This is a genomic window from Streptomyces sp. CHD11 (assembly GCF_018638295.1).
Classification (GTDB): domain Bacteria; phylum Actinomycetota; class Actinomycetes; order Streptomycetales; family Streptomycetaceae; genus Streptomyces.
Genome location: NZ_JABTTS010000017.1, coordinates 104,007 through 126,153 on the forward strand (window position 1 = coordinate 104,007; position 22,147 = coordinate 126,153).

Here is a 22,147-nt window from a genome sequence, read left to right on the forward strand (position 1 = left end):
TGGCCGCGACAAGAGAGGGACGTAACACTCGTGCAGTGGACCTTGGTGGTACCCCTGAAGCCGCTGGCCCAGGCCAAAAGCAGGCTCTCGGACACCGCGGACGACGGGCTGCGTCCGGGCCTCGCGCTCGCCTTCGCCCAGGACACGGTGGCGGCCGCGCTGGCATGCCCGGCGGTGCGCGACGTGGTGGTCGTCACCAACGACTCCCTGGCCTCCCGCGAGCTGGCGGCGCTGGGCGCCGACATCCTCACCGACCAGCCGCGCGACGGACTGAACGCGGCGCTCGCGCATGGCGCGGCCGCGGCGGGTTCCTCCCGTCCCGGGGCATCCGTCGCCGCACTCAACGCCGATCTGCCGGCCCTCCGTCCACCCGAACTGGCCCGTGTTCTCGATTCGGCGGCCGCGTTTCCGCGCGCTTTTCTCGCCGATGCCGCCGCTTTCGGTACGACGTTGCTGGCCGTGAGCCGGGGCGGGGAATTGCGCCCCTTCTTCGGGTCCGGATCCCGGGCCCGGCACCGGGCGTCCGGGGCGGTGGAACTGTTCCCGGGGGCGGTGGATTCCGTACGGCAGGACGTGGACACCGGGGACGATCTGCGGGCGGCGCTGGCCCTGGGGGTGGGCCCCCGCACGGCCGCGGTCGCCGCGCGGCTGCTGACAACAGAGCAGTAGGCTGCCGTCATGCAGGCCACCGCGTACACCTACGACCCCGACAGCCGCAGCGGTCAGGTGCTTCTGGACGACGGCACCCCGGTGCCCTTCGAGGCCCCGGCGTTCGACGCGGGGGGCCTGCGACTCCTGCGTCCGGGGCAGCGGGTGCGCATCGAGACCGCGGGCGAGGGCGAGGCCCGGCGGATCACGCTGGTGACGCTTCAGACGTTCTGACCGGCTGCCCGCCGGCGCTTCCTCCGGCCTTGGACACACCGCGGGCCGGACTCCCGGGGGAGTCCGGCCCGGTGCGTGAGGATCGCTTGCCCGAAGGGGCTGGGCGTCCGCCCGGCGGGAGCGACCGCTACTTCTTGCGGGCGGTGGTCTTCTTGGCGGTGGTCTTGCGCGCGGTCGACTTCTTGGCGGGGGCCTTCTTAGCCGTCGCCTTCTTCGCGGGGGCGTTCTTGGCCGTCGTCTTCTTCGCGGCGGTGGTCTTGGCGGTCGCCGAGGTCTTGGCGGCCGCCTTTGTGGCCGGGGTCTTCTTCGCGGCCGTCTTGGTGGCGGCCTTCTTGGCCGTCGTCTTCTTGGCCGTGGTCTTCTTCGCGGCGGCCTTCTTGGCCGTGGTCTTCTTCGCGGCGGCCTTCTTGACCGTCGCGGAAGCGCCGCCGGTCAGGCTGCCCTTGGGCGCCTTCTTGACCGAGACCTCACCACCGCGCGGCAGCTTCTTGGAACCGCTCACCAGGTCCTTGAAACCCTGGCCCGCGCGGAAGCGCGGAACGGAGGTCTTCTTGACCCGCACCCGCTCGCCGGTCTGGGGGTTGCGGGCGTAACGGGCCGGACGGTCGACCTTCTCGAACGAACCGAAGCCCGTGACGGAGACCCGCTCACCCGAGACGACCGCGCGGACGATGGCGTCCAGTACGTGGTCGACGGCCTCGGCGGCCTGCTGGCGGCCGCCCACCTTGTCGGCAATCGCTTCTACGAGCTGCGCCTTGTTCACGTCTTCCCCTTCGGAGACATCGCCAGAACGAATGTGTTCAAGCTTTTTCGCACGTTAGGCAGATATATACCGCAAATCAAACACGAAACGGGCTAATCACCCTTGTGCCGCAACGAACTCGGCCGTCTCGACCGGTTCAGCGTTCCTCTTCGGGGAATCGACCCGCGTCGAGGTCCGCGGTGAACCGCTCCAGACGCCTTGCCGCACCGGCGAGATCGTGTTTGGCCGCGGCCGTAATGACCAGCAGCTTCCGGGCCAGCGCCATCCGTACGCCCTCCGGGACTTGCAGTGCGCGCACTCTTGCGTGCGCTTCTTTGAGCTGAGCCGCGACCGCCGCATAGAGCTCGAGTTGGCCGTCGCGTTCCATGCACAGATTGTGCCATCTGGGGCGAGTTGTCGCCTGCCCAGGGGGCAACTGCCGCCTCGGACGGCCCTCCGCGCACACTCCGGGATCACGCGCACGTGACACGTGTACCCCGGCAACCACCTTCATAACGTGGCGAGTTGAGGTCGCCCAAGACGACGCGCGGAGCCGAACGGGTGCAGACACGGCCGTACCCCCGATCGGGCTGATCGGGGGTACGGGAGGGTGGTGGCGGTGGCCGAAAGTCGACCTCGTGCGAGGACTTCGGCCGCGGTGCGCGTCAGACCGTGAGCGTCCTCGGCCTGAACGACGGGCGCTTCGCCTCGTACGCGGCGATGTCCGCCTCGTTCCGCAGCGTGATGGAGATGTCGTCGAGCCCGTTGAGCAGCCTCCAGCGGGCGTTCTCGTCGAGCTCGAAGGAGGCGGTGACGCCCTCGGCGCGTACCTCGCGGGCCTCCAGGTCGACGGTGATCCCGACGGTGGGGTCCGCTTCGGTGAGCTCCCACAGCGCGTCGACGATTCGCTGGTCGAGGAGCACCGTCAGCAGCCCGTTCTTCAGCGAGTTGCCGCGGAAGATGTCGGCGAAGCGTGAGGAGATCACGGCCTTGAAACCGTAGTTCTGCAGGGCCCAGACGGCGTGCTCACGGGAGGAGCCGGTGCCGAAGTCGGGGCCGGCGACGAGCACCGTGGCGCCCTCGCGCTCGGGGCGGTTGAGCACGAACTCCGGGTCCCCCCGCCAGGCCTCGAACAGCCCGTCCTCGAACCCGTCCCGCGTCACCTTCTTGAGCCAGTGGGCGGGGATGATCTGGTCGGTGTCCACGTTGCTGCGGCGCAGCGGGACGGCCCGGCCGGTGTGGGTGGTGAATGCTTCCATGGCGATCAGACTCCAGCGGGCGTACGGGCGTCGGCGGCGGCGAGGTCGGCCGGGGAGGCCAGGTGACCGAGGACCGCGGTGGCGGCGGCGACCTGCGGGGACACCAGGTGGGTGCGGCCGCCCTTGCCCTGCCGGCCCTCGAAGTTGCGGTTGGAGGTGGAGGCGGAGCGCTCGCCGGGAGCGAGCTGGTCGGGATTCATGCCCAGGCACATCGAACAGCCCGCGTGCCGCCATTCGGCGCCGGCGTCCTTGAAGACCACGTCCAGGCCCTCGGAGACGGCCTGCAGACCCACCCGCGCGGAGCCCGGGACGACCAGCATCCGTACGCCGTCGGCGACTTTGCGGCCGTTGATGATGTCCGCGGCGGCCCGCAGGTCCTCGATGCGGCCGTTGGTGCAGGAACCTACGAAGACGGTGTCCACGTTGATGGAGCGCAGCTCCTGGCCGGCCTCCAACCCCATGTACTCCAGGGCCTTTTCGGCGGCGAACCGCTCCGAGGCGTCCTCGTACGAAGCCGGGTCGGGGACGGACGCCGAGAGCGGGGCGCCCTGGCCGGGGTTGGTGCCCCAGGTGACGAACGGGGACAGCTCGGCGGCCTCGATGACGACCTCGGCGTCGAACTCGGCGTCCTCGTCGGACTTCAGCGTCTTCCAGTACGCGACGGCCGCGTCCCAGTCCTCGCCCTTCGGGGCGTGCGGGCGGCCCTCCAGGTAGGCGAAGGTCGTCTCGTCGGGGGCGATCATGCCCGCGCGGGCGCCGGCCTCGATCGACATGTTGCAGATGGTCATCCGGGCCTCCATCGAGAGCTTCTCGACGGCCTCGCCGCGGTACTCCAGGACATAGCCCTGGCCGCCGCCCGTGCCGATCTTCGCGATGATGGCGAGGATGAGGTCCTTGGCGGTGACGCCGTCGGGCAGTTCGCCGTTGACCGTGATCGCCATGGTCTTCGGGCGGGCCATCGGCAGCGTCTGGGTGGCCAGGACGTGCTCGACCTGGGAGGTGCCGATGCCGAACGCCAGCCCGCCGAAGGCGCCGTGCGTGGAGGTGTGCGAGTCACCGCAGACGACGGTCATGCCGGGCTGGGTCAGGCCCAGCTGCGGGCCGACGACATGGACGACACCCTGCTCGACGTCGCCCAGCGGGTGCAGCCGGACGCCGAAGTCGGCGCAGTTCTTCCGCAGCGTCTCCAGCTGGATCCGGGAGACCGGGTCGGCGATCGGCTTGTCGATGTCCAGGGTCGGGGTGTTGTGATCCTCGGTGGCGATGGTGAGGTCGAGACGGCGCACCGGGCGGCCGTTCTTGCGGAGGCCGTCGAAGGCCTGGGGGCTGGTCACCTCGTGCAGCAGGTGCAGATCGATGAAGAGGAGGTCGGGCTCGCCCTCGGCGCGCCGGACGACGTGGTCGTCCCAGACCTTCTCCGCGAGTGTCCTACCCATCGCTTTCCCTCCGGCCGGCGAGTGGTGCGCCGGCCCAACTAGATCTGTGCGGCGCCGGCGCCCTCGCCCCCTGGTCCCGGGCGTCCGCCGCCAGGCCCGGTGGTCCACGGGCCTCGTCGCTTCCGTGCTTCAAGAGTGGCGTGTTCCACGGAAAATTGAACTTGCGTTTCACAGAGTGAGACGCAAGTATCGTTTCATGGACAACAGTAGCGGCGTCGGCGTTCTGGACAAGGCGGCCCTCGTCCTGAGCGCTCTGGAGTCCGGTCCGGCCACCCTCGCGGGGTTGGTCGGGGCCACCGGACTGGCACGACCCACGGCCCACCGCCTGGCCGTGGCGCTGGAGCACCACCGCATGGTGGCGCGTGACATGCAGGGCCGGTTCATCCTCGGTCCACGCCTGGCCGAACTGGCCGCGGCGGCGGGCGAGGACCGGCTGCTCGCCACGGCGGGCCCGGTGCTCACCCACCTCCGGGACGTGACCGGCGAGAGCGCCCAGCTCTACCGCCGCCAGGGCGACTTGCGTATCTGTGTCGCCGCGGCGGAGCGGCTGTCGGGCCTCAGGGACACGGTCCCGGTGGGCTCCACGCTCACGATGAAGGCCGGTTCCTCGGCGCAGATCCTGATGGCCTGGGAGGAGCCCGAGCGGCTGCACCGCGGCCTGCAGGGCGCCCGCTTCACGGCCACGGCCCTGTCGGGCGTACGGCGCAGGGGCTGGGCCCAGTCGATCGGCGAGCGCGAGCCGGGTGTGGCGTCCGTCTCGGCGCCGGTGCGCGGACCCTCGAACCGCGTGGTGGCGGCCGTGTCGGTCTCCGGCCCCATCGAGCGGCTGACCCGTCACCCGGGCCGGATGCACGCCCAGGCCATCATCGACGCCGCCGGCCGCCTCTCCGAGGCGCTGCGCCGCACCTGACCACCGTCCGCACCTCCCCGTGGGACCGGCCCGCCTCAACGCCGCGGCGGGCCTCTCCCCGGATCCCGGCACAAGCCCGGAACAGAGAGGAAGGCCCTCCACCGAAGTGGAGGGCCTTCCTCATATGTACCCCCGACCGGATTCGAACCGGCGCTACCGCCTTGAGAGGGCGGCGTGCTAGGCCGCTACACAACGGGGGCTCGGATCACGCGTTTCCGCAGATCCTGCTGGTCTACCTGGACTCGAACCAAGACTAACTGAACCAGAATCAGTCGTGCTGCCAATTACACCATAGACCAATGATGGTTTAGACCAGTCAGTACCCCCGACCGGATTCGAACCGGCGCTACCGCCTTGAGAGGGCGGCGTGCTAGGCCGCTACACAACGGGGGCCCTAGCGATCCTGCGTCGAAGAGAGAGGGTGCGACCCGATCTCTCCTCGCGGGAAGGATCTGTACCCCCGACCGGATTCGAACCGGCGCTACCGCCTTGAGAGGGCGGCGTGCTAGGCCGCTACACAACGGGGGCCTGCGGATACGATCCGCGATTGCAGATGAGCTCTGCGAGCTGGCCTACCTGGACTCGAACCAAGACTAACTGAACCAGAATCAGTCGTGCTGCCAATTACACCATAGGCCACTGGAACGCAAGCCCCTGAAGGCTTCTTGTTCTAGTTGTACGCTTCGGGGCTCCGGCCTTCCGGCCCGCTCCCCGCGGCGCAGGAAGAACATTACCCGAAGGTCGACGGGGCTCCAAAACGAGTATCGGCGCGCAGCAGCGACGGCAGTTCGGCGAGCGAGGCGATACGCCGCGGCCCCACGGGCGGCTCGACGGTGGCGTACACGCCCCCGCGGTCGATCCAGACCGAGAGCAGACCGGCGTCCGCGGCGCCCCGGCCGTCGATCTCCGGGTGGTCCCCGACGTACGCGACCTGGTCCGCAGGGAGCGCCAGCGCGTCACAGGCGGCGAGAAAGGCGCCGGCCTCGGGTTTGGACACGCCCAGTTCGGCGGCGCACAGGATGGTCTCGAAGCGGTCGTGCACACCGAGCAGGCGCAGCTTGCGGTCCTGGACGCGAAGGCTGGAGTTGGAGAGCACCGCGTGGCGGTGGCTGGGGGCCAGGGCGTCGAGCACGGGCAGCACGTCCGGGAAGAGGCTCCACGCGGACTCGTAGTGCGTGACGTACCGCCGGAACCAGTCGTCGGCCTCGGTGTCGGTCATCTCACGTCCCAGGAAGACCCGGGTACGGTCGCGCCGCTGCGTCTCGAAGTCGACCTCCCCGGCGGCGAACCGGGCCCACTGGAACTCGGTGATCTCCCGCCACCGGGTCAGCGCCTCCTCGACGGTGGCATACCCGGCGAGCAGCCCCTCGGCGGCCAGATGCGCCCGCATGCCCTCCCGGTCTGCGGTGGTGTAGTCGAAAAGCGTGTCGTCGACGTCCCAGACAACTGCTCGGATCACCATGTCCCCGACGGTACCCGCAGACGGCGAAAGGGACGCCCGGCGCTTCCGCGGGCGTCCCCTCGACGGCGTGTGGCTAGGCGGCGAGCTTCGCCAGCGCCGCGTCGATGCGCGCGAGCGTCTTCTCCTTGCCCAGGACCTCCAGGGACTCGAAGAGCGGCAGGCCGACCGTGCGGCCGGTGACGGCGACGCGGACCGGGGCCTGGGCCTTGCCGAGTTTGAGGCCGTGGGCCTCGCCGGCCGCCAGGACGGCTTCCTTCAGGGAGTCCGGGGACGTCCAGTCGGCGGCCTCCAGCTTCTCCCGGGCGGTACGGAGAAGGGCGTCGCTGCCCTCCTTCATCGCCTTGCTCCAGCTCGCCTCGTCGAGGACCGGCTCCGTCAGGAAGAGGAAGTCGACGTTGTCCGTGATCTCGGACAGCACCTTGAGGCGGGTCTGCGCGTGCGGGGCGATGGCCTGCCACTTGGCCTCGTCGAAGGCCTCCGGGGCCCAGGGAGCGACGGGGGCCTTGAGCCAGGGGGCGCAGCGCTCGGTGAAGTCCTTCACCTCGAGCATGCGGATGTGGTCGGCGTTGATCGCCTCGCACTTCTTCAGGTCGAAGCGGGCCGGGTTCGGCTGCACGTCGGCGACGTCGAAGGCGGCGACCATCTCGTCGACGGTGAAGACGTCCTGGTCGGCGGAGAGCGACCAGCCGAGCAGGGAGAGGTAGTTGAGCAGGCCCTCGGGGAGGAAGCCGCGCTCGCGGTAGAGGTTGAGCGAGGACTGCGGGTCGCGCTTGGAGAGCTTCTTGTTGCCCTCGCCCATCACATAGGGCAGGTGACCGAAGGCGGGGGTCCCCTTCGCGACGCCCAGCTCGGTCAGGGCCTTGTAGAGGGCGATCTGGCGCGGGGTGGAGGAGAGCAGGTCCTCGCCGCGCAGGACGTGGGTGATCTCCATCAGGGCGTCGTCGACCGGGTTGACCAGGGTGTAGAGCGGTGCGCCGTTGGCGCGCACGATGCCGTAGTCCGGGACGTTCTCCGGGAGATAGGTGATCTCGCCGCGGACCAGGTCGGTGAAGGTGATCGTCTCGTCGGGCATCCGGAAGCGGACGATCGGCTCGCGGCCCTGGGCCGTGTACTCCTCGACCTCGGCGTCGGTGAGCGCGCGGCAGTGGCCGTCGTAGCCGGAGGGCCTGCCGGCGGCGCGGGCGGCCTCGCGGCGGCTGTCCAGCTCCTCCTGGGAGCAGTAGCAGCGGTAGGCGTGGCCGGCGTCGAGGAGCTTTCGCGCGACGTCCCGGTAGATGTCCATGCGCTGCGACTGGCGGTACGGCGCGTGGGGGCCGCCGGCCTCGGGGCCCTCGTCCCAGTCGAAGCCCAGCCACCGCATGGAGTCGAGGAGCTGCTGGTAGGACTCCTCGGAGTCGCGGGCCGCGTCGGTGTCCTCGATCCGGAAGACCAGGGTGCCGCCGTGGTGCTTGGCGAACGCCCAGTTGAACAGGGCGGTGCGGACCAGGCCCACATGGGGGTTACCGGTGGGCGACGGGCAGAAACGGACGCGTGGGGGTGCCCCCTGTCCGAGCGCCGTCGAGGACTTGGGGGAGGAGGAGCCGGATGCGCTAGCCACGCTTGACAACCTTGTTGGTGAGAGTGCCGATGCCTTCGATGGTGACGGCGACCTCGTCGCCGACGTTGAGGGGGCCGACTCCGGCCGGGGTGCCCGTGAGGACGACGTCGCCGGGCAGCAGGGTCATGGCCTCGGTGATGTTGACGATCAGATCCTCGATGGAGTGGATCATCTCGCTGGTGCGGCCGAGCTGGCGCTGGGCACCGTTGACCGTGAGCTGGACCGTCAGGTCGTTCGCCGCGGCGAGGTCCAGGTCCGTCTCCACCCAGGGGCCGATCGGGCAGGACGTGTCGAAGCCCTTGGCTCGGGCCCACTGCTTCTCGCGCCTCTGCACGTCCCGGGCGGTGACGTCGTTGGCGCAGGTGTAGCCGAAGATCACGTCCCGGACGCGTTCGCGCGGGACCTCCCGGCACATCCGTCCGATCACCACGGCCAGCTCGGCCTCGTGGTGCACCTCCTGCGAGAAGGAGGGGTACTGGATCGCGTCGCCGGACCCGATCACCGAGGTGGCCGGCTTGAAGAAGGCGAAGGGGGCGTCGGGTACCTCGCCGCCCATTTCCCTCGCGTGGTCGGCGTAGTTGCGCCCGAAGGCGACCACCTTGTTGGGGAGCACCGGCGGCAGCAGCCTGACCTTGCTCAGCGGGACCTTGGTGCCGGAGAGCTCGAAGTCCGCGAACGGGATGCCCTTGATGATGTCCAGGACGAGTTCGTCCTGCCTCTCACCTTCGACCGCGCCGAAGGCGACGTTCCCGTCGATGGAGAATCTGGCGATGCGCACGGGATGCTTGTCCCCTTGACCGATCGGCTGGAGTCTGACGCTCCAGGCTAACGCGAGGGGGCCGTGGCCTCGCGCAATAACGAAGGGGCGCCCCTGGAGGGGCGCCCCTTCGGCGTCGCACCGAGAACCTTGAGCGTTTCGCGGCCGCCGTGCGTATGGATCGGTGTCAGACCGCGACGCCTGCCGCGGCCGGGATCTCCATGAGGACGGTGCGCTTGGGATTGGCAGTCTGGGCCGGGAGGTCGACGGTGTGCTCCGGCTGGAGGGGCGTCTGCAGATCGCCGGCGCCTTCGAGGTGAGCCAGCGTCGTGCGCCGCGGGTTGGCGATTCTGTGGAACATCGTCGTCGTCTTCACTGTTTACTCGGCCCTGTCCTGTTCACGGGCGCCCGGCGGGGTGCGTCACACCGGCCGCGGACGCGGGTTGTCGGTTCTGCCATCCCTGTAAAGCGTCAGGCTAAACATCCGGTTCCCGCCCGGCCGGGGCCGGAGCACATGATCTAGGTGTGAGTTTGCTCACTGAGGGCGGGACAAACCGGCCAATCCGGTCCCGCCTCCGGAACGGCGGAATCGGACATTCACTCACTGAAGCCACCATTCCGCTCCTGATCATGCCGACTGGGACACCCGGCCTGCCAGGGGTGTACGCCCCGTTCCGCCCGTTATGCACGGGATCACTTTCTACCCCTGGTGATCCACCACTCACGCCCTGTCACGTATCTCACCTGTAAGGCCACGGGCCTTGTTGGAGATCCTGCACTGTGCTGGAATTCCACGGACCGCCGCAGGGATCGAAGCCGGCGCACAGGCGGCGCACAGACGCGCCGAGTGGCGGGCGTAGAAGGGGGAACCGGCGCCGGTCACTCACGACACCACGGGGGCGTATTCAGGGCGCCCCTATGACGCCGACACCGTGCCTCGCCGTTCACGCGGAGGGGTGCCTGGTTCAGAGGTTGCGACGCTAGTGCAGGGACGTTTCAAGAGGGATGGCAGCGCTTCGGCAGGGCCGGAGCCGCAGGGCGGGACTGGCCCCAAGGCCGTCAGCTCCTCGCCCCAGCACGCCCAGAACCAGGGCCCGACCACGCCCGGGAGCAACGGCGAGCAGTCCGGTGGCTCCGCGCCGCCGGCACAGCCGGCCCAGGCACCGGCCGCCCCCAAGGGCCCGACCGGCCCCGGGCCCCGAATAGCGCTGCGCAACTGGCGCATCTCGACCCGACTGGTGTCGCTGCTCGCCCTTCCGGTGGTCGCGGCCACCTCGCTGGGTGCCCTGCGTATCCAGCAGTCGATGGACGACATCCAGCAGCTCGACAACATGAAGCTGCTCACCGACATGACCCAGCAGGCCACCGAACTCGCCGCCGCGCTCCAGGAGGAGCGCGACCAGTCGGCCGGCCCGCTCGCGCACGGCGGCAAGGGCACCGACTTCTCGGTCAAGGGCCACCGCGAGAAGACCGACCGGGCGCGGAACAACTTCCTGGACAGCTCGGAGGCGATCGACGCCGCGAGCAAGGACGGCAACCTCAAGGGAGTCCGCGACAACCTGGTGCAGCTCGCCGGCGACCTGGGTGAGCTCGAGAAGATCCGCAACACGGCCTTCCAGACGGAGAAGAACTCGACCCAGACCGTCGAGGGCTACCACCGTCTGATCGAGAACCTGATCGACCTCTCGCAGGACATGGCCGAGGCGACCAGCAACCCCGAGATGATCCAGCGCACGCGTGCCCTGGCGTCCTTCTCCTCCGCCAAGGAATACGCCTCGATCCAGCGCGCGGTCCTCGCCGCGGCTCTGCCCGCGAGCAACACCACCAAGGGCGAGCTCTCCGAGAACGACCGGCTCTACGCCGAGTCCTCCCTGGCGAGCCAGAAGTCCGAGATCCGCAGCTTCAAGAGCATCTACGGCGAGGCCGCCGCCGCCCGCCTGCTGCTGCCGATCGAAGAGGGCAACACCACGATCAAGGCCACCGACGAGTACGCCGGCCGCGCGCTGGCCTCGGAGTTCGGTCTCGCCTCGGTCGGCGCCCGCTCCTACCGGGACTGGCTGGACGACAGCTCCACCAAGATCCAGCAGATGAAGAACATCGAGCTCTCGCTGCTCGAGGAGATGGAACAGAAGGCCCGCGAGCTGCGCAGCGCCACCGAGCGCGACGCGATCATCTCCGGTGCGCTGATCCTGATCGTGCTCGGTGTGTCACTGGTCGGCGCCTTCGTCGTGGCCCGCTCCATGATCCGCTCGCTGCGCCGGCTGGAGGAGACCGCGACCAGGGTCGCCCAGGAGCGTCTGCCCGACCTGGTCAAGCAGCTCTCCGAGACGGACCCGCAGGACGTCGACACGTCCGTGGAATCCGTCGGTGTGCACTCCCGGGACGAGATCGGCCGTGTGGCCGCGGCCTTCGACGACGTGCACCGCGAGGCGGTCCGCCTCGCCGCCGAGCAGGCCCTGCTGCGAGGCAACGTCAACGCGATGTTCACCAACCTCTCGCGCCGCTCCCAGGGTCTGATCCAGCGCCAGCTGTCGCTGATCTCCGAACTGGAGTCCCGCGAGGCCGACCCGGACCAGCTGTCCTCGCTGTTCAAGCTGGACCACCTCGCCACGCGTATGCGCCGTAACGGTGAGAACCTCCTCGTCCTCGCGGGTGAGGAGCCCGGCCGCCGGTGGACCCGCCCGGTCCCGCTGGTCGACGTGCTCCGCGCCGCGGCCTCCGAGGTGGAGCAGTACGAGCGCATCGAACTCTCCTCCGTGCCGACCACCGAAGTGGCCGGCCGGGTCGTCAACGACCTCGTGCACCTGCTCGCCGAGCTGCTGGAGAACGCGACCTCGTTCTCCTCCCCGCAGACCAAGGTCAAGGTCACCGGTCACGCGCTGCCCGACGGCCGGGTGCTGATCGAGATCCACGACACCGGCATCGGTCTGTCGCCGGAGGACCTGGCGGCGATCAACGAGCGACTCGCCTCGCCGCCCACCGTGGACGTCTCCGTCTCCCGCCGCATGGGTCTCTTCGTGGTCGGCCGGCTGTCCCAGCGTCACGGCATCCGGATCCAGCTCCGCCCGTCCGACTCCGGTGGTACGACCGCGCTGGTCATGCTGCCCGTCGATGTCGCCCAGGGCGGCAAGAAGCCGCAGGGCAAGCCCGGTCAGCCGGGCGCCGGCGGTCCCGCCGCTGCGCAGGCCGCCGCCGGTGCCGCCGCCGCACGGCGCGCCGCCGGTGCCGGTCAGTCCGCCGGCGGTGCGCTCGGCGCCGGTGCGTCCGGTGCGCCGGGTGGCAGGCTCAGTGCCGGTCAGGGTGCGCGAGCCGCGCTGCCCGGGCGGGACGGCGGTGGCCGCCCCGGTGGCCGGGGGCCGCAGGGCCCGTCGGGCAACCAGACGCCCTCGCTGTTCGACCAGGGTGCGCCCTCCGGTCCCCCGCAGGGCCGTCCCGCGCCCGCCGGTGCCGGCTACGGGGCTCCCGGCGCCCCGCAGGGGATGCAGTCCCCGGGTCCGAACGCGAAGCAGGACGGCCAGGACGCCTTCGGCGGCGGCCGGGGCCAGGTTCCGCCGCAGCGCGGCAACGGCGAGCGCGGGCGCCGCCCGCAGCTTCCGCCGCGCGATGGCGGTGCGCGCGCCGAGCTGCCCGGCGGTGACCAGCAGCAGCCGCGGGTGCCCAGCTGGAGCGACGAGAACGCCCAGCCTCCGGTGCCGCGTGCCTCGCTGGACGCCCCGCGCGGTCACGAGGAGTCCGATGTCTCCCGCACCTCGGCCATGCCGCGGTTCGACGACCGGCAGGGTCCCGGCGCGACGTCGGAGATCCCCCGGTTCGACGAGCGCCAGAACACCGGCGGGCCGGCCTACGGTTCCAACGCCCCGCAGAACACCGGCCAGTACGGCCGGCCCGGAGCCAACGACGGGCAGAACACCGGGCAGTACAACCAGCCCGGCGCCAACAACGGGCAGTACAACCAGCCCGGCACGAACAACGGGCAGTACAACCAGCCCGGCGCCAACAACGGGCAGTACAACCAGCCCGGCGCCAACAACGGGCAGTACAACCAGCCCGGCGCGAACGACGCCCAGAACACGGGGCAGTTCGTCCGCGGTGACATCTTCGGGACCCCGCAGGGCGGACAGAACCCGTCCACGACGGGCCAGTTCCCCGCGCCGCAGGGATACGACAACGGCTCCACCGGCCAGTACCCGGCCCCGCGCCAGGACAACGGCTCCACCGGCCAGTTCGAGCGTCCGCAGAACAACGGCTCGCACGGCGCCGGCCCCGGCGCCCCGCGTCCACCGGTCCCGCCGGTCCCGCCGGCCCCGCCGCAGCAGCGGCCCGACGACGGGCGCGCGGCGTCCGACGCCTGGGCACTGCCGCCGGCGACCGGCCCGGGCGACGGCCGTACGCCGCTGTACGACACCCTCGAGACCAACTGGTTCCACCAGGGCGGCGGCGCGCAGGAGCAGGACAACGGCCACGCTCCCGCACCCCAGCAGCCCCCACAGCAGCCCCAACAGCAGCCGCAGGGGTCCACCGGCCCGCAGCGGTCTGCCTCCACTGCCTGGCGCAGCTCGCCCAACGACGAGCTGGTCCGACAGGCCGAACGCGTCCGGCAACCGGCCGCGGGCGGCGTCACCACCTCCGGCCTGCCGCGCCGGGTGCCCAAGGCGAACCTCGTCCCGGGTACGGCTCAGCAGCAATCGCACCAGAGCGGTCCTCAGGTCTCGCGCGCCCCCGATGACGTGCGCGGCCGGCTGACCAATCTCCGTCGGGGTATCGCACAGGGTCGTCAGGCCGGGTCGTCCAACCAGACCGGCAGCTTCCCGCACCCCACTCACCAGCAGGAGCGTTAGTTGAGCCCGATGAGCCAGGCGGCACAGAACCTCAACTGGTTGATCACCAACTTCGTGGACAACACCCCAGGGGTGTCCCACACCGTCGTCGTGTCCGCCGACGGACTCCTCCTGGCGCTCTCCGAGGGCTTCCCGCGCGACCGCGCGGACCAGCTCGCGGCCGTCGCTTCAGGGCTGACCTCCCTGACGGCCGGCGCCTCCCGGATCTTCGAAGGCGGAAACGTCGCCCAGACGGTCGTCGAGATGGAACGAGGATTTCTTTTCCTCATGTCCGTCTCCGACGGCTCGTCCCTGGCCGTTCTCGCGCACCCCGACTGCGACATCGGCCTCGTCGGCTACGAAATGGCGCTCCTGGTCGACCGCGCGGGGGCGGTCCTCACCCCGGACCTGCGCGCCGAACTACAGGGAAGTCTGCTCCACTGATCGGCCCGGCACCACCCGTCTCACCAAATCACCGTCCGGCCGCCACATTCCCCCCACCGGCCCCGTCAGACGGCTTGACTGACCGACTTGCTGTCCCGCCCGGAGGATCCATGACCCCGCCCACCGCCTCTCATGATCCGTACGCGGAGCCGTACGAGGACGAGGGCGACCAGCCGCTGGTCCGTCCCTATGCGATGACCGGTGGCCGGACCAGGCCGCGTTACCAACTGGCCATCGAGGCACTCATCAGTACGACGGCCGACCCGGCAGCGCTCATGGGACTCCTTCCGGAGCACCAGCGCATCTGCCATCTGTGCCGCGAGGTGAAGTCGGTCGCAGAGGTATCGGCGCTCCTCAACATGCCCCTGGGTGTTGCCCGCATCCTGGTGGCCGACCTGGCGGAGGCGGGACTCGTCGCCGTACACCAGCCGGGCGGCGACGAGACCACCGGCGCCCCGGACGTGACACTGCTCGAAAGGGTGCTCAGTGGACTTCGCAAGCTCTAGCGGCGGGGCGGTCTCCGAGAGCCGCGCCACCACCTCGGCAAAGATCGTGGTGGCGGGTGGCTTCGGCGTGGGCAAGACCACGTTCGTCGGGGCCGTTTCGGAGATCAACCCGCTGCGCACGGAGGCCGTCATGACGTCTGCTTCGGCGGGCATCGACGACCTGACCCACACCGGAGGCAAGACCACCACCACGGTGGCCATGGACTTCGGCCGCATCACCCTGGACCAGGACCTGATCCTGTACCTGTTCGGTACGCCCGGCCAGGACCGCTTCTGGTTCATGTGGGACGACCTGGTACGCGGCGCCATCGGCGCGATCGTGCTGTGCGACACCCGCCGGCTGGCGGACTGCTTCCCCGCGGTCGACTACTTCGAGAACTCGGGCCTGCCGTTCGTGGTGGCGCTGAACGGCTTCGACGGTGAGCAGCCGTACACCCCGGAGGAGGTGCGCGAGGCCCTGCAGATCGGGCCCGACGCCCCGATCATCACGACGGACGCCCGGCACCGCTCGGACGCGAAGAGTGCGCTGATCACACTGGTCGAACATGCCCTTATGGCACGTCTCAGGTAGAGCCCCAGCAGAAGCGACATACTGCGGTTGTCGTAGATGTACCGGTGCCGGTTGTGTCCTTTGACACGGCCGGCCCCGGTGTTCATAACGTTTCGGCAGAAGAATCGGGGGAGGTCGACACGCGACGCGGTCGCGCGGTACCGCTGTGCACACGAGCGGCTCGCCTTTTGGCGGCGGACGCTCCGTATGACCGTTTTATCTAGGACTTACATCACTCGAAATCCTCGCCCTCCCATGTTTGGAAGAGCGCTGGTCGGCATGCTGGAATGCTTGAACTGCCCATAAGTCAAAGACGTACTCAGTAGTCGATGGCATGCCGGGCTCTGAGACGCAGCGGCACGACGAAGGTGCCGACCGCCGAGAGGTTGTTGGTCGAGTGAGGCGAAGCAAGAACAGTCCCGAGCCATCGGCCCGGGGCAACTTCACGCCGCCGCCGCGCACAGCGGCGCCCGCCCCCGCACAGGGTCCCGAGCCGACGTCCGCGCCCGCCCCCAGCGGTGGCCGCATGTCCCCGCGCAACTGGCGGGTGGCGACCAGACTGAACGCCATCCTGCTCATACCCGTGCTGGTCGGCCTCGTCATGGGTGGCTTCCAGGTGAAGAGCTCGATCGACACCTGGAACGAGGCCGAGGACGCCGAGAGCACCGCGCGTCTGGTGCGGGCCTCCCTCGTCTACGCCAACGCCCTCTACAACGAGCGCGACGTCACCGCGGTCCCGCTGCTGCAGGGCAAGGGCGGGGACGACCCGGACGTCACCAAGGCGCGCGCCGTCACCGACGAGGCGGCCGACGCCTTCGACGAGGTCGCCCAGAACATGCCCGCCAAGCCCGGTCTCGAGCGCCGGCTGCGGCTGTTCCGCGAGGGCGAGCCCAAGCTGACCGACCTGCGGGCCGCCGCGTACACCTCCAAGCTCAAGGGCGTACAGACGCAGGAGGGCTACGTCGAGGTCGCCCACCCCCTGATGGAGTTCGCCAACGAACTCGGTCTCGGCACCGGAAACATCACCAGCTACGGACGTACGGTCTACGCGATCTCGCTGACCAAGGCGGCGCTGTCGCTGGAGCGCTCGATCGGTATGCACCTGCTGGTGAAGCCGGGCCCGACCGACAGCCAGCTCGCCAGCCAGCGCGTGGCCCTCACCTCGTACGCCTACCTCGAGGGCATCGCCATCGAGGAGTACAAGGGCGGTGGCACGGAGGCCGACGCGGCCAAGCTGGAGCAGACCGCGCAGCGGATCCAGGCCGAGGGCGCCTCGATGGCCAAGGAGGCCGCGCAGCAGGACCCGGACTACGTCCCGCCGCCCGCCAAGCCGGAGACGATGATCTCCGAGCTCGGCCGCCTCTCCACCACCGACCCGGCCGCCCGCGCCGAGCTCGCCGAGAAGGGCATCACCCCCGCCAACTGGTGGGCCGTGAACACCCTCAAGTTCGACGGCTACCAGGAGATCGAGTCGGATCTGGCCAACGCGGCGGTGGACGAGGCCGCCCAGATCGCCGACAACGCCCAGCGCGACGCCTTCATCACCGGTGCCGCCGTCGTCATCGCCCTGCTCGCCGCGTTCATCCTGGCCGGCATGGTGGCCCGCCAGATGAGCCGCTCCATGCGCCAGCTGCGCAACGCCGCCTTCGGTATCGCCGAGCAGCGTCTGCCGACGCTGGTCGACCAGCTCTCCCGGACCGACCCCGGCCGGGTCGACACCAAGGTCGCGCCCATCCCGATCACCTCCACCGACGAGATCGGTGAGGTCGCCCGGGCCTTCGACCAGGTCCACCGCGAGGCCGTCCGGCTCGCCTCCGAGCAGGCGCTGCTGCGGGGCAACATCAACGCGATCTTCACCAACCTGTCGCGCCGCAACCAGTCGCTGATCGAGGGCCAGCTGACCCTGATCACCGACCTGGAGAACAACGAGGCCGACCCGGACCAGCTGGAGAACCTCTTCCGCCTGGACCACCTGGCCACCCGTATGCGCCGCAACGGCGAGAACCTCCTGGTGCTCGCCGGCGAGGAGCCCGGCCGCCGCTGGGACCAGCCGGTTCCGCTGGTCGACGTACTGCGCGCCGCCTCCTCCGAGGTGGAGCAGTACGAGCGCATCGAGCTGTCCGGTGTCCCGGAGGCCGAGATCCACGGCCGCGCGGTGACCGACCTCGTGCACCTGCTCGCCGAGCTGCTCGAGAACGCCACGACGTTCTCCTCCCCGCAGACCAAGGTCCGCGTCACCGCGACCCGTCTGCCCGACGGCCGCGTGATGATCGAGATCCACGACAAGGGCATCGGCCTCACCGCCGAGGACTTCGCGGACATCAACCACAAGCTGGCCAACCCCCCGACCGTGGACGCCGCGATCTCGCAGCGCATGGGTCTGTTCGTGGTCGGCCGGCTGTCCGACCGGCACGGTGTCCGGGTCCAGCTGCGCCCCTCGGGCGAGCAGGCCGGCACCACCTCGCTGGTCATGCTGCCGGACGCGATCACCCACGGTGGTGGCGGCGAGCAGCAGCCGGACCGCGACGAGTTCACGGTCTCGCAGATCATCCCGGAGCAGCACTTCCAGGGTGAGAGCTTCAACCAGCAGCCGCTGCGCACCGCCGCGGAACTGGGCTTCGACGACAGCCGCTACGCGGAGGTCCCCGACGACATCCGCGATCTGGACCCGGTCGGCCGTTCGCTGATGCGCGAGGAGCGCCGGGCGGCCCTGGAGACGCACTCCGGGCCCGAACAGGGCGAGCCGACCGCCGGGAACGCCCCGCAGTCCGCCGAGGAAGCCGGATACCCGGACGAGTTCGCCGCCCCGCAGGGCTACGACGGCCAGAACTACGGCGGCAGCAACGGCAACGGCCAGGGCTTCGACGGCTTCCAGCAGCAGCGGGGCACCGGGTACGACCAGCAGGCGTACGACAACGGGCAGCAGACGGCGTACGACGATCAGCAGCAGCAGACGTACGGCGAGGGCTACTACGCCCAGAACGGCCAGCTGCCGCAGAACGAGACCTCCTCACCGGGCGGCGGGTACCCTCAGGGCGACCACGCGGCGGCGGGAGCAGGCAGCGACGGCTTCCCGGCCTTCACGGACGGGCGGCAGGGGGACGACTGGCCGCAGCAGGACGGGTACCACAACGGCTACCCTGACCAGTACCCCGCTCAGGCCCCGGATGCGGAATCGTCGCAGGCCGCTGACGTACGTGAGCAGGACAGCGTAGGCTTCGAGCGTCCGGGAGCGGCTGCCCCCGAGGGCCACGGCCTGACCAATGCCGGGCTTCCCCGCCGCGGATCCACCGCGAGCGGCGCGAACGGTACGGGGGGCGCACGCCACGCCACCGGGGAGCCGCCGGCCCCCGCTCCGGCAGGCAACGGCGAAAACGGATGGCGTTCGGCGAACGACGAGCGCTGGCAGCAGGCCTCGTCGCTCCGCAAGCCCAAGGCCGGCGGAGTGACCTCCTCCGGTCTGCCGCGGCGGGTCCCCAAGGCCAACCTGGTCGAGGGAGCCGCCGAAACCACCCCTCAGGGAGGCCCTCAGGTCTCCCGCGCCCCGGAAGACGTCCGGGGCAGGCTGAGCAACCTGCGTCGCGGTGTCCAACGGGGCCGCAACGCGGGCAGTGAATCGAACGGCCAGGCCACTACGAATCAGCACAGTGGTCCTGACAGCACCTACAACCAGGAGCGTTAGTGTGAGCCCGATGAGCCAGGCGGCACAGAACCTGAACTGGTTGATCACCAACTTCGTGGACAACACCCCGGGGGTGTCCCACACGGTGGTGGTCTCCGCCGACGGACTCCTTCTGGCGATGTCCGAAGGGTTCCCGCGCGACCGCGCCGACCAGCTCGCGGCCGTCGCCTCCGGCCTGACGTCCCTGACGGCAGGCGCCTCCCGGATCTTCGAGGGCGGCAGCGTGAACCAGACGGTTGTGGAGATGGAGCGGGGATTCCTCTTCCTGATGTCCATCTCCGACGGTTCGTCGCTCGCGGTTCTCGCACACCCGGAGGCGGACATCGGCCTCATTGGGTACGAGATGGCCCTTCTGGTCGACCGTGCCGGTACGGTCCTGACACCGGACCTTCGTGCGGAGCTCCAGGGGAGCCTCCTGAACTAAAGGACGAACGGTGCGGTTTGGCGTCCCGGGGCCGTAAGGTTTCGGGACGCGGCTCCACAGTGATGGGTGCCAGGCACAGTCGGAGGAGGAGAAAGTGGCAACACCCCCAGGCGGTTCATCGTCGGGCAACTGGTCGTACGGTCCCCAGGGCCCGCACGACGGCGGCCAGAGCGGGTACGGCTACCCTTCCGCCCCGGACCACCGGCAGCCGTACGCGCCGCAGGGCCCCGGCCCTTCGCCGTACGACCAGCCGAACGCGCCGCGCATCCAGCCCGTTGAGCCACGGCATCGCACCCCCGAGCCGGCGCCCTCCGGGACGTCGCACAACCCCCTGGTGCGCCCGTACGCCATGACGGGCGGCCGCACCAGGCCGCGCTACCAGCTCGCCATCGAGGCGCTGGTGCACACCACCGCGCAGCCGCATCAGATGCAGGGCCAGTTGCCCGAGCATCAGCGTATCTGCAACCTCTGCCGGGAGATCAAGTCGGTGGCCGAGATCTCGGCCCTGCTGACCATCCCTCTCGGCGTGGCCAGGATCCTCGTCGCCGACTTGGCGGAGGCGGGACTGGTCGCCATCCATCAGCCCGGCGGCGACGAGAGCGCCGGCGGCCAGCCAGACGTGACACTGCTCGAAAGGGTGCTCAGTGGACTTCGCAAGCTCTAGCGGCGGTCCTTCCCGCTCCACCACCTCGGCGAAGATCGTGGTGGCGGGTGGCTTCGGCGTGGGCAAGACCACGTTCGTCGGGGCCGTTTCGGAGATCAACCCGCTGCGCACGGAGGCCGTCATGACGTCTGCTTCGGCGGGCATCGACGATCTCACCCACACCGGGGACAAGACGACCACGACGGTCGCCATGGACTTCGGCCGCATCACCCTGGACCAGGACCTGATCCTGTACCTGTTCGGTACGCCCGGCCAGGACCGCTTCTGGTTCATGTGGGATGACCTGGTACGGGGCGCCATCGGCGCCATCGTGCTGGTGGACACCCGGCGTCTCGCCGACTGCTTCCCCGCGGTCGACTACTTCGAGAACTCGGGGCTTCCTTTCGTGATCGCCCTCAACGGGTTCGACGGCCAGCAGCCGTACAACCCGGACGAGGTCCGGGAGGCGCTGCAGATCGGGCCGGACGCGCCGATCATCACGACTGACGCGCGGCATCGGGCCGATGCGAAGTCGGCGCTGATCACTCTCGTGGAGCATGCGCTGATGGCGCGTCTGCGCTGACGGTTGCCACCGGGGTTGCGCCGGTGTGCGTGGCCGGCGGGAGTTCCGCCCGCGCCCCGTCGTGTGGTGTTCCCTCCGGGGGATCCGCCTCATGGCGTCGAGTTGTGCAACAGCCCCTTGCGGCCACTGGGTCGCCGGGGGCTTTTGCATGCCGGGTGCGGATAGGCGGGGGCTGGTCGCGCAGTTCCCCGCGCCCCTGAGGGGCGTTGCCCCGCCGGCGTGGGTGAGGCCCCGGCCGTGGAGGTGCTGCGCGGACGGCACGGCGGGTGCGGGTAGGCGGGGGCCGGTCGCGCAGTTCCCCGCGCCCCTGAGAGGCGTTGGCCCGCCGGCGTGGGTGAGGCCCCGGCCGTGGAGGTGCTGCGCGGACGGCACGGCACGGCGGGTGCGGGTAGGCGGGGGGGGCTGGTCGCGCAGTTCCCCGCGCCCCTGAGGGGCGTCGCCCCGCCGGCGTGGGTGAGGCCCCGGCCGTGGAGGTGCTGCGCGGACGGCACGGCACGGCGGGTGCGGGTAAGTGGGGGGCTGGTCGCGCAGTTCCCCGCGCCCCTGAGAGGCGTTGTCCCGCCGGCGTGGGGTGTTCATGCGGCAGGGCCCCTCCCGGCGGAGAGGCCCTGGGTGCGTGGGCGGCTGGGGTCAGCGCCAGCTGTGGGGTGCGCGGAAACCCGGCTCGCGTTCCAGTCGGCGCCAGCCGGCCCGTGCGCGGGCCTGGTGCGCGGGCGCGGACCGCGGGGTCGCCGCACGCGCCAGCAGGATCGCCGTGATCGCCGCGACTTCCTCGGGCTCGGCATGACCCTTCTCGACACGGATGTCAGATGTGCTCATGGCTCTCAGTCTCCCTGGGAGAAGTGTCCGCCGGGTTACTGCGGCGGGTTGCCGTGCTTACGGGACGGCAGATCCGCGTGCTTGGTCTGCAGCATCGCCAGCGACCGGATCAGCACCTCACGCGTTTCCGCGGGGTCGATCACGTCGTCGACCAGGCCGCGTTCGGCCGCGTAGTACGGGTGCATCAGCTCGGACTTGTACTCCTTGACCATGCGGGCCCGCATCGCGTCCGGGTCCTCGGCCTCGGCGATCTGGCGGCGGAAGATGACGTTGGCCGCGCCCTCCGCGCCCATGACGGCGATCTCGTTGGTCGGCCAGGCGTAGGTGAGGTCCGCGCCGNGGACTTGTACTCCTTGACCATGCGGGCCCGCATCGCGTCCGGGTCCTCGGCCTCGGCGATCTGGCGGCGGAAGATGACGTTGGCCGCGCCCTCCGCGCCCATGACGGCGATCTCGTTGGTCGGCCAGGCGTAGGTGAGGTCCGCGCCGATGGACTGGCTGTCCATGACGATGTAGGCGCCGCCGTACGCCTTGCGCAGGATGAGCGAGATACGGGGCACGGTGGCGTTGCAGTACGCGTACAGCAGCTTCGCGCCGTGCCGGATGATCCCGCCGTGCTCCTGGTCCACACCCGG

Annotated in this window: 20 protein-coding genes, 5 tRNA genes and 2 pseudogenes; 11 read left to right on the forward strand and 16 right to left on the reverse strand. The window is 70.1% G+C overall.

What is annotated here, in order from left to right; all coding sequences use genetic code 11:
- Nucleotides 1-30: 30 nt before the first annotated feature.
- Nucleotides 31-669 (forward strand): 2-phospho-L-lactate guanylyltransferase, encoded by a 639-nt coding sequence (gene cofC / locus HTV45_RS18945; RefSeq protein ID WP_215207000.1) that lies wholly within the window; start codon nt 31-33, stop codon nt 667-669.
- Nucleotides 670-678: 9 nt separating this feature from the next.
- Nucleotides 679-882 carry a hypothetical protein gene (locus tag HTV45_RS18950; protein WP_215207001.1) on the forward strand — a complete coding sequence of 68 codons (204 nt, stop codon included), beginning with the start codon at nt 679-681 and terminating at the stop codon, nt 880-882.
- Between the two features lie 127 nt (nt 883-1,009).
- On the opposite strand, the gene HTV45_RS18955 is transcribed toward HTV45_RS18950, so the two are convergent.
- From HTV45_RS18955 to leuC, 4 genes are all read right to left on the reverse strand, one after another.
- Entirely contained in the window at nt 1,010-1,645 is a 636-nt protein-coding gene (locus HTV45_RS18955) for an HU family DNA-binding protein (RefSeq protein WP_215207002.1), read from the reverse strand.
- Nucleotides 1,646-1,781: 136 nt separating this feature from the next.
- Nucleotides 1,782-2,012: a hypothetical protein gene (locus tag HTV45_RS18960; RefSeq protein WP_215207003.1), complete on the reverse strand. Its 231-nt coding sequence runs from the start codon at nt 2,010-2,012 to the stop codon at nt 1,782-1,784.
- A gap of 277 nt (nt 2,013-2,289) precedes the next feature.
- A complete protein-coding gene (gene leuD, locus HTV45_RS18965) occupies nt 2,290-2,883 on the reverse strand; it encodes a 3-isopropylmalate dehydratase small subunit (protein WP_215207004.1) in 594 nt (197 codons plus the stop codon).
- A gap of 5 nt (nt 2,884-2,888) precedes the next feature.
- Nucleotides 2,889-4,319, reverse strand: a complete 1,431-nt coding sequence (gene leuC, locus HTV45_RS18970; protein ID WP_215207005.1) for a 3-isopropylmalate dehydratase large subunit — start codon at nt 4,317-4,319, stop codon at nt 2,889-2,891.
- Between the two features lie 196 nt (nt 4,320-4,515).
- On the opposite strand from leuC, the gene ndgR reads away from it, so the two are divergent.
- On the forward strand, nt 4,516-5,229 hold the full coding sequence (gene ndgR, locus HTV45_RS18975) for an IclR family transcriptional regulator NdgR (protein WP_215207006.1): 714 nt from the start codon (nt 4,516-4,518) through the stop codon (nt 5,227-5,229).
- Between the two features lie 127 nt (nt 5,230-5,356).
- Here the strand turns inward: ndgR and HTV45_RS18980 are convergent.
- The 9 genes from HTV45_RS18980 to HTV45_RS19020 all read right to left on the reverse strand — a co-directional run bounded on the left by HTV45_RS18980 (nt 5,357) and on the right by HTV45_RS19020 (nt 9,406).
- Nucleotides 5,357-5,429, reverse strand: a tRNA-Glu gene (locus HTV45_RS18980).
- A 27-nt stretch (nt 5,430-5,456) separates the two neighbouring features.
- A tRNA-Gln gene (locus HTV45_RS18985) sits at nt 5,457-5,528 on the reverse strand.
- Between the two features lie 21 nt (nt 5,529-5,549).
- Nucleotides 5,550-5,622 (reverse strand) — tRNA-Glu (locus tag HTV45_RS18990).
- A gap of 62 nt (nt 5,623-5,684) precedes the next feature.
- A tRNA-Glu gene (locus HTV45_RS18995) sits at nt 5,685-5,757 on the reverse strand.
- Nucleotides 5,758-5,796: 39 nt separating this feature from the next.
- Nucleotides 5,797-5,868, reverse strand: a tRNA-Gln gene (locus HTV45_RS19000).
- A 91-nt stretch (nt 5,869-5,959) separates the two neighbouring features.
- Nucleotides 5,960-6,691 (reverse strand): HAD family hydrolase, encoded by a 732-nt coding sequence (locus tag HTV45_RS19005; protein ID WP_215207007.1) that lies wholly within the window; start codon nt 6,689-6,691, stop codon nt 5,960-5,962.
- A 73-nt stretch (nt 6,692-6,764) separates the two neighbouring features.
- Nucleotides 6,765-8,288, reverse strand: coding sequence for a glutamate--tRNA ligase (gene gltX / locus HTV45_RS19010; RefSeq protein WP_215207008.1), 1,524 nt, complete (start codon nt 8,286-8,288; stop codon nt 6,765-6,767).
- Nucleotides 8,281-9,066 carry a fumarylacetoacetate hydrolase family protein gene (locus tag HTV45_RS19015; protein WP_215207009.1) on the reverse strand — a complete coding sequence of 262 codons (786 nt, stop codon included), beginning with the start codon at nt 9,064-9,066 and terminating at the stop codon, nt 8,281-8,283. Before HTV45_RS19015 ends, gltX begins: the two co-directional genes overlap by 8 nt.
- A 166-nt stretch (nt 9,067-9,232) precedes the next feature.
- Nucleotides 9,233-9,406: a hypothetical protein gene (locus tag HTV45_RS19020; RefSeq protein ID WP_251692377.1), complete on the reverse strand. Its 174-nt coding sequence runs from the start codon at nt 9,404-9,406 to the stop codon at nt 9,233-9,235.
- 622 nt (nt 9,407-10,028) lie between these two features.
- On the opposite strand from HTV45_RS19020, the gene HTV45_RS19025 reads away from it, so the two are divergent.
- The 8 genes from HTV45_RS19025 to HTV45_RS19060 all read left to right on the forward strand — a co-directional run bounded on the left by HTV45_RS19025 (nt 10,029) and on the right by HTV45_RS19060 (nt 20,694).
- A complete protein-coding gene (locus HTV45_RS19025; protein ID WP_215207011.1) occupies nt 10,029-13,883 on the forward strand; it encodes a nitrate- and nitrite sensing domain-containing protein in 3,855 nt (1,284 codons plus the stop codon).
- A gap of 9 nt (nt 13,884-13,892) precedes the next feature.
- On the forward strand, nt 13,893-14,306 hold the full coding sequence (locus HTV45_RS19030; protein ID WP_037933198.1) for a roadblock/LC7 domain-containing protein: 414 nt from the start codon (nt 13,893-13,895) through the stop codon (nt 14,304-14,306).
- Nucleotides 14,307-14,416: 110 nt separating this feature from the next.
- Nucleotides 14,417-14,812, forward strand: a complete 396-nt coding sequence (locus HTV45_RS19035) for a DUF742 domain-containing protein (protein WP_004924977.1) — start codon at nt 14,417-14,419, stop codon at nt 14,810-14,812.
- Nucleotides 14,793-15,383 (forward strand): ATP/GTP-binding protein, encoded by a 591-nt coding sequence (locus tag HTV45_RS19040; protein WP_215207012.1) that lies wholly within the window; start codon nt 14,793-14,795, stop codon nt 15,381-15,383. Before HTV45_RS19035 ends, HTV45_RS19040 begins: the two co-directional genes overlap by 20 nt.
- 376 nt (nt 15,384-15,759) lie before the next feature.
- Nucleotides 15,760-19,044: a nitrate- and nitrite sensing domain-containing protein gene (locus HTV45_RS19045; RefSeq protein ID WP_215207013.1), complete on the forward strand. Its 3,285-nt coding sequence runs from the start codon at nt 15,760-15,762 to the stop codon at nt 19,042-19,044.
- A gap of 10 nt (nt 19,045-19,054) precedes the next feature.
- Entirely contained in the window at nt 19,055-19,468 is a 414-nt protein-coding gene (locus tag HTV45_RS19050) for a roadblock/LC7 domain-containing protein (protein WP_030948713.1), read from the forward strand.
- A 94-nt stretch (nt 19,469-19,562) separates the two neighbouring features.
- A complete protein-coding gene (locus tag HTV45_RS19055; protein ID WP_215207014.1) occupies nt 19,563-20,132 on the forward strand; it encodes a DUF742 domain-containing protein in 570 nt (189 codons plus the stop codon).
- Nucleotides 20,113-20,694 (forward strand): ATP/GTP-binding protein, encoded by a 582-nt coding sequence (locus HTV45_RS19060; protein WP_100572095.1) that lies wholly within the window; start codon nt 20,113-20,115, stop codon nt 20,692-20,694. The genes HTV45_RS19055 and HTV45_RS19060 overlap by 20 nt, the downstream gene beginning before the upstream one ends.
- Before the next feature lie 630 nt (nt 20,695-21,324).
- Here HTV45_RS19060 and HTV45_RS19065 read toward each other — a convergent pair.
- From HTV45_RS19065 to HTV45_RS19075, 3 genes and pseudogenes are all read right to left on the reverse strand, one after another.
- Entirely contained in the window at nt 21,325-21,513 is a 189-nt protein-coding gene (locus tag HTV45_RS19065; protein WP_215207015.1) for an acyl-CoA carboxylase subunit epsilon, read from the reverse strand.
- Nucleotides 21,514-21,548: 35 nt separating this feature from the next.
- A pseudogene (locus HTV45_RS19070) lies at nt 21,549-21,851 on the reverse strand (carboxyl transferase domain-containing protein); the annotation flags it as partial.
- 2 nt (nt 21,852-21,853) lie between these two features.
- A pseudogene (locus tag HTV45_RS19075) lies at nt 21,854-22,147 on the reverse strand (carboxyl transferase domain-containing protein); the annotation flags it as partial.

What these genes read in the sequence shown, in the direction of transcription:
- HTV45_RS18950 (WP_215207001.1), top strand. Translation starts at nt 679, where the DNA reads ATGCAGGCCACCGCGTACACCTACGACCCCGACAGCCGCAGCGGTCAG.
- HTV45_RS18960 (WP_215207003.1), bottom strand. Translation starts at nt 2,012, where the DNA reads ATGGAACGCGACGGCCAACTCGAGCTCTATGCGGCGGTCGCGGCTCAG.
- leuD (WP_215207004.1), bottom strand. Translation starts at nt 2,883, where the DNA reads ATGGAAGCATTCACCACCCACACCGGCCGGGCCGTCCCGCTGCGCCGC.
- leuC (WP_215207005.1), bottom strand. Translation starts at nt 4,319, where the DNA reads ATGGGTAGGACACTCGCGGAGAAGGTCTGGGACGACCACGTCGTCCGG.
- ndgR (WP_215207006.1), top strand. Translation starts at nt 4,516, where the DNA reads ATGGACAACAGTAGCGGCGTCGGCGTTCTGGACAAGGCGGCCCTCGTC.
- HTV45_RS19005 (WP_215207007.1), bottom strand. Translation starts at nt 6,691, where the DNA reads ATGGTGATCCGAGCAGTTGTCTGGGACGTCGACGACACGCTTTTCGAC.
- HTV45_RS19020 (WP_251692377.1), bottom strand. Translation starts at nt 9,406, where the DNA reads ATGTTCCACAGAATCGCCAACCCGCGGCGCACGACGCTGGCTCACCTC.
- HTV45_RS19030 (WP_037933198.1), top strand. Translation starts at nt 13,893, where the DNA reads ATGAGCCAGGCGGCACAGAACCTCAACTGGTTGATCACCAACTTCGTG.
- HTV45_RS19035 (WP_004924977.1), top strand. Translation starts at nt 14,417, where the DNA reads ATGACCCCGCCCACCGCCTCTCATGATCCGTACGCGGAGCCGTACGAG.
- HTV45_RS19050 (WP_030948713.1), top strand. Translation starts at nt 19,055, where the DNA reads ATGAGCCAGGCGGCACAGAACCTGAACTGGTTGATCACCAACTTCGTG.
- HTV45_RS19065 (WP_215207015.1), bottom strand. Translation starts at nt 21,513, where the DNA reads ATGAGCACATCTGACATCCGTGTCGAGAAGGGTCATGCCGAGCCCGAG.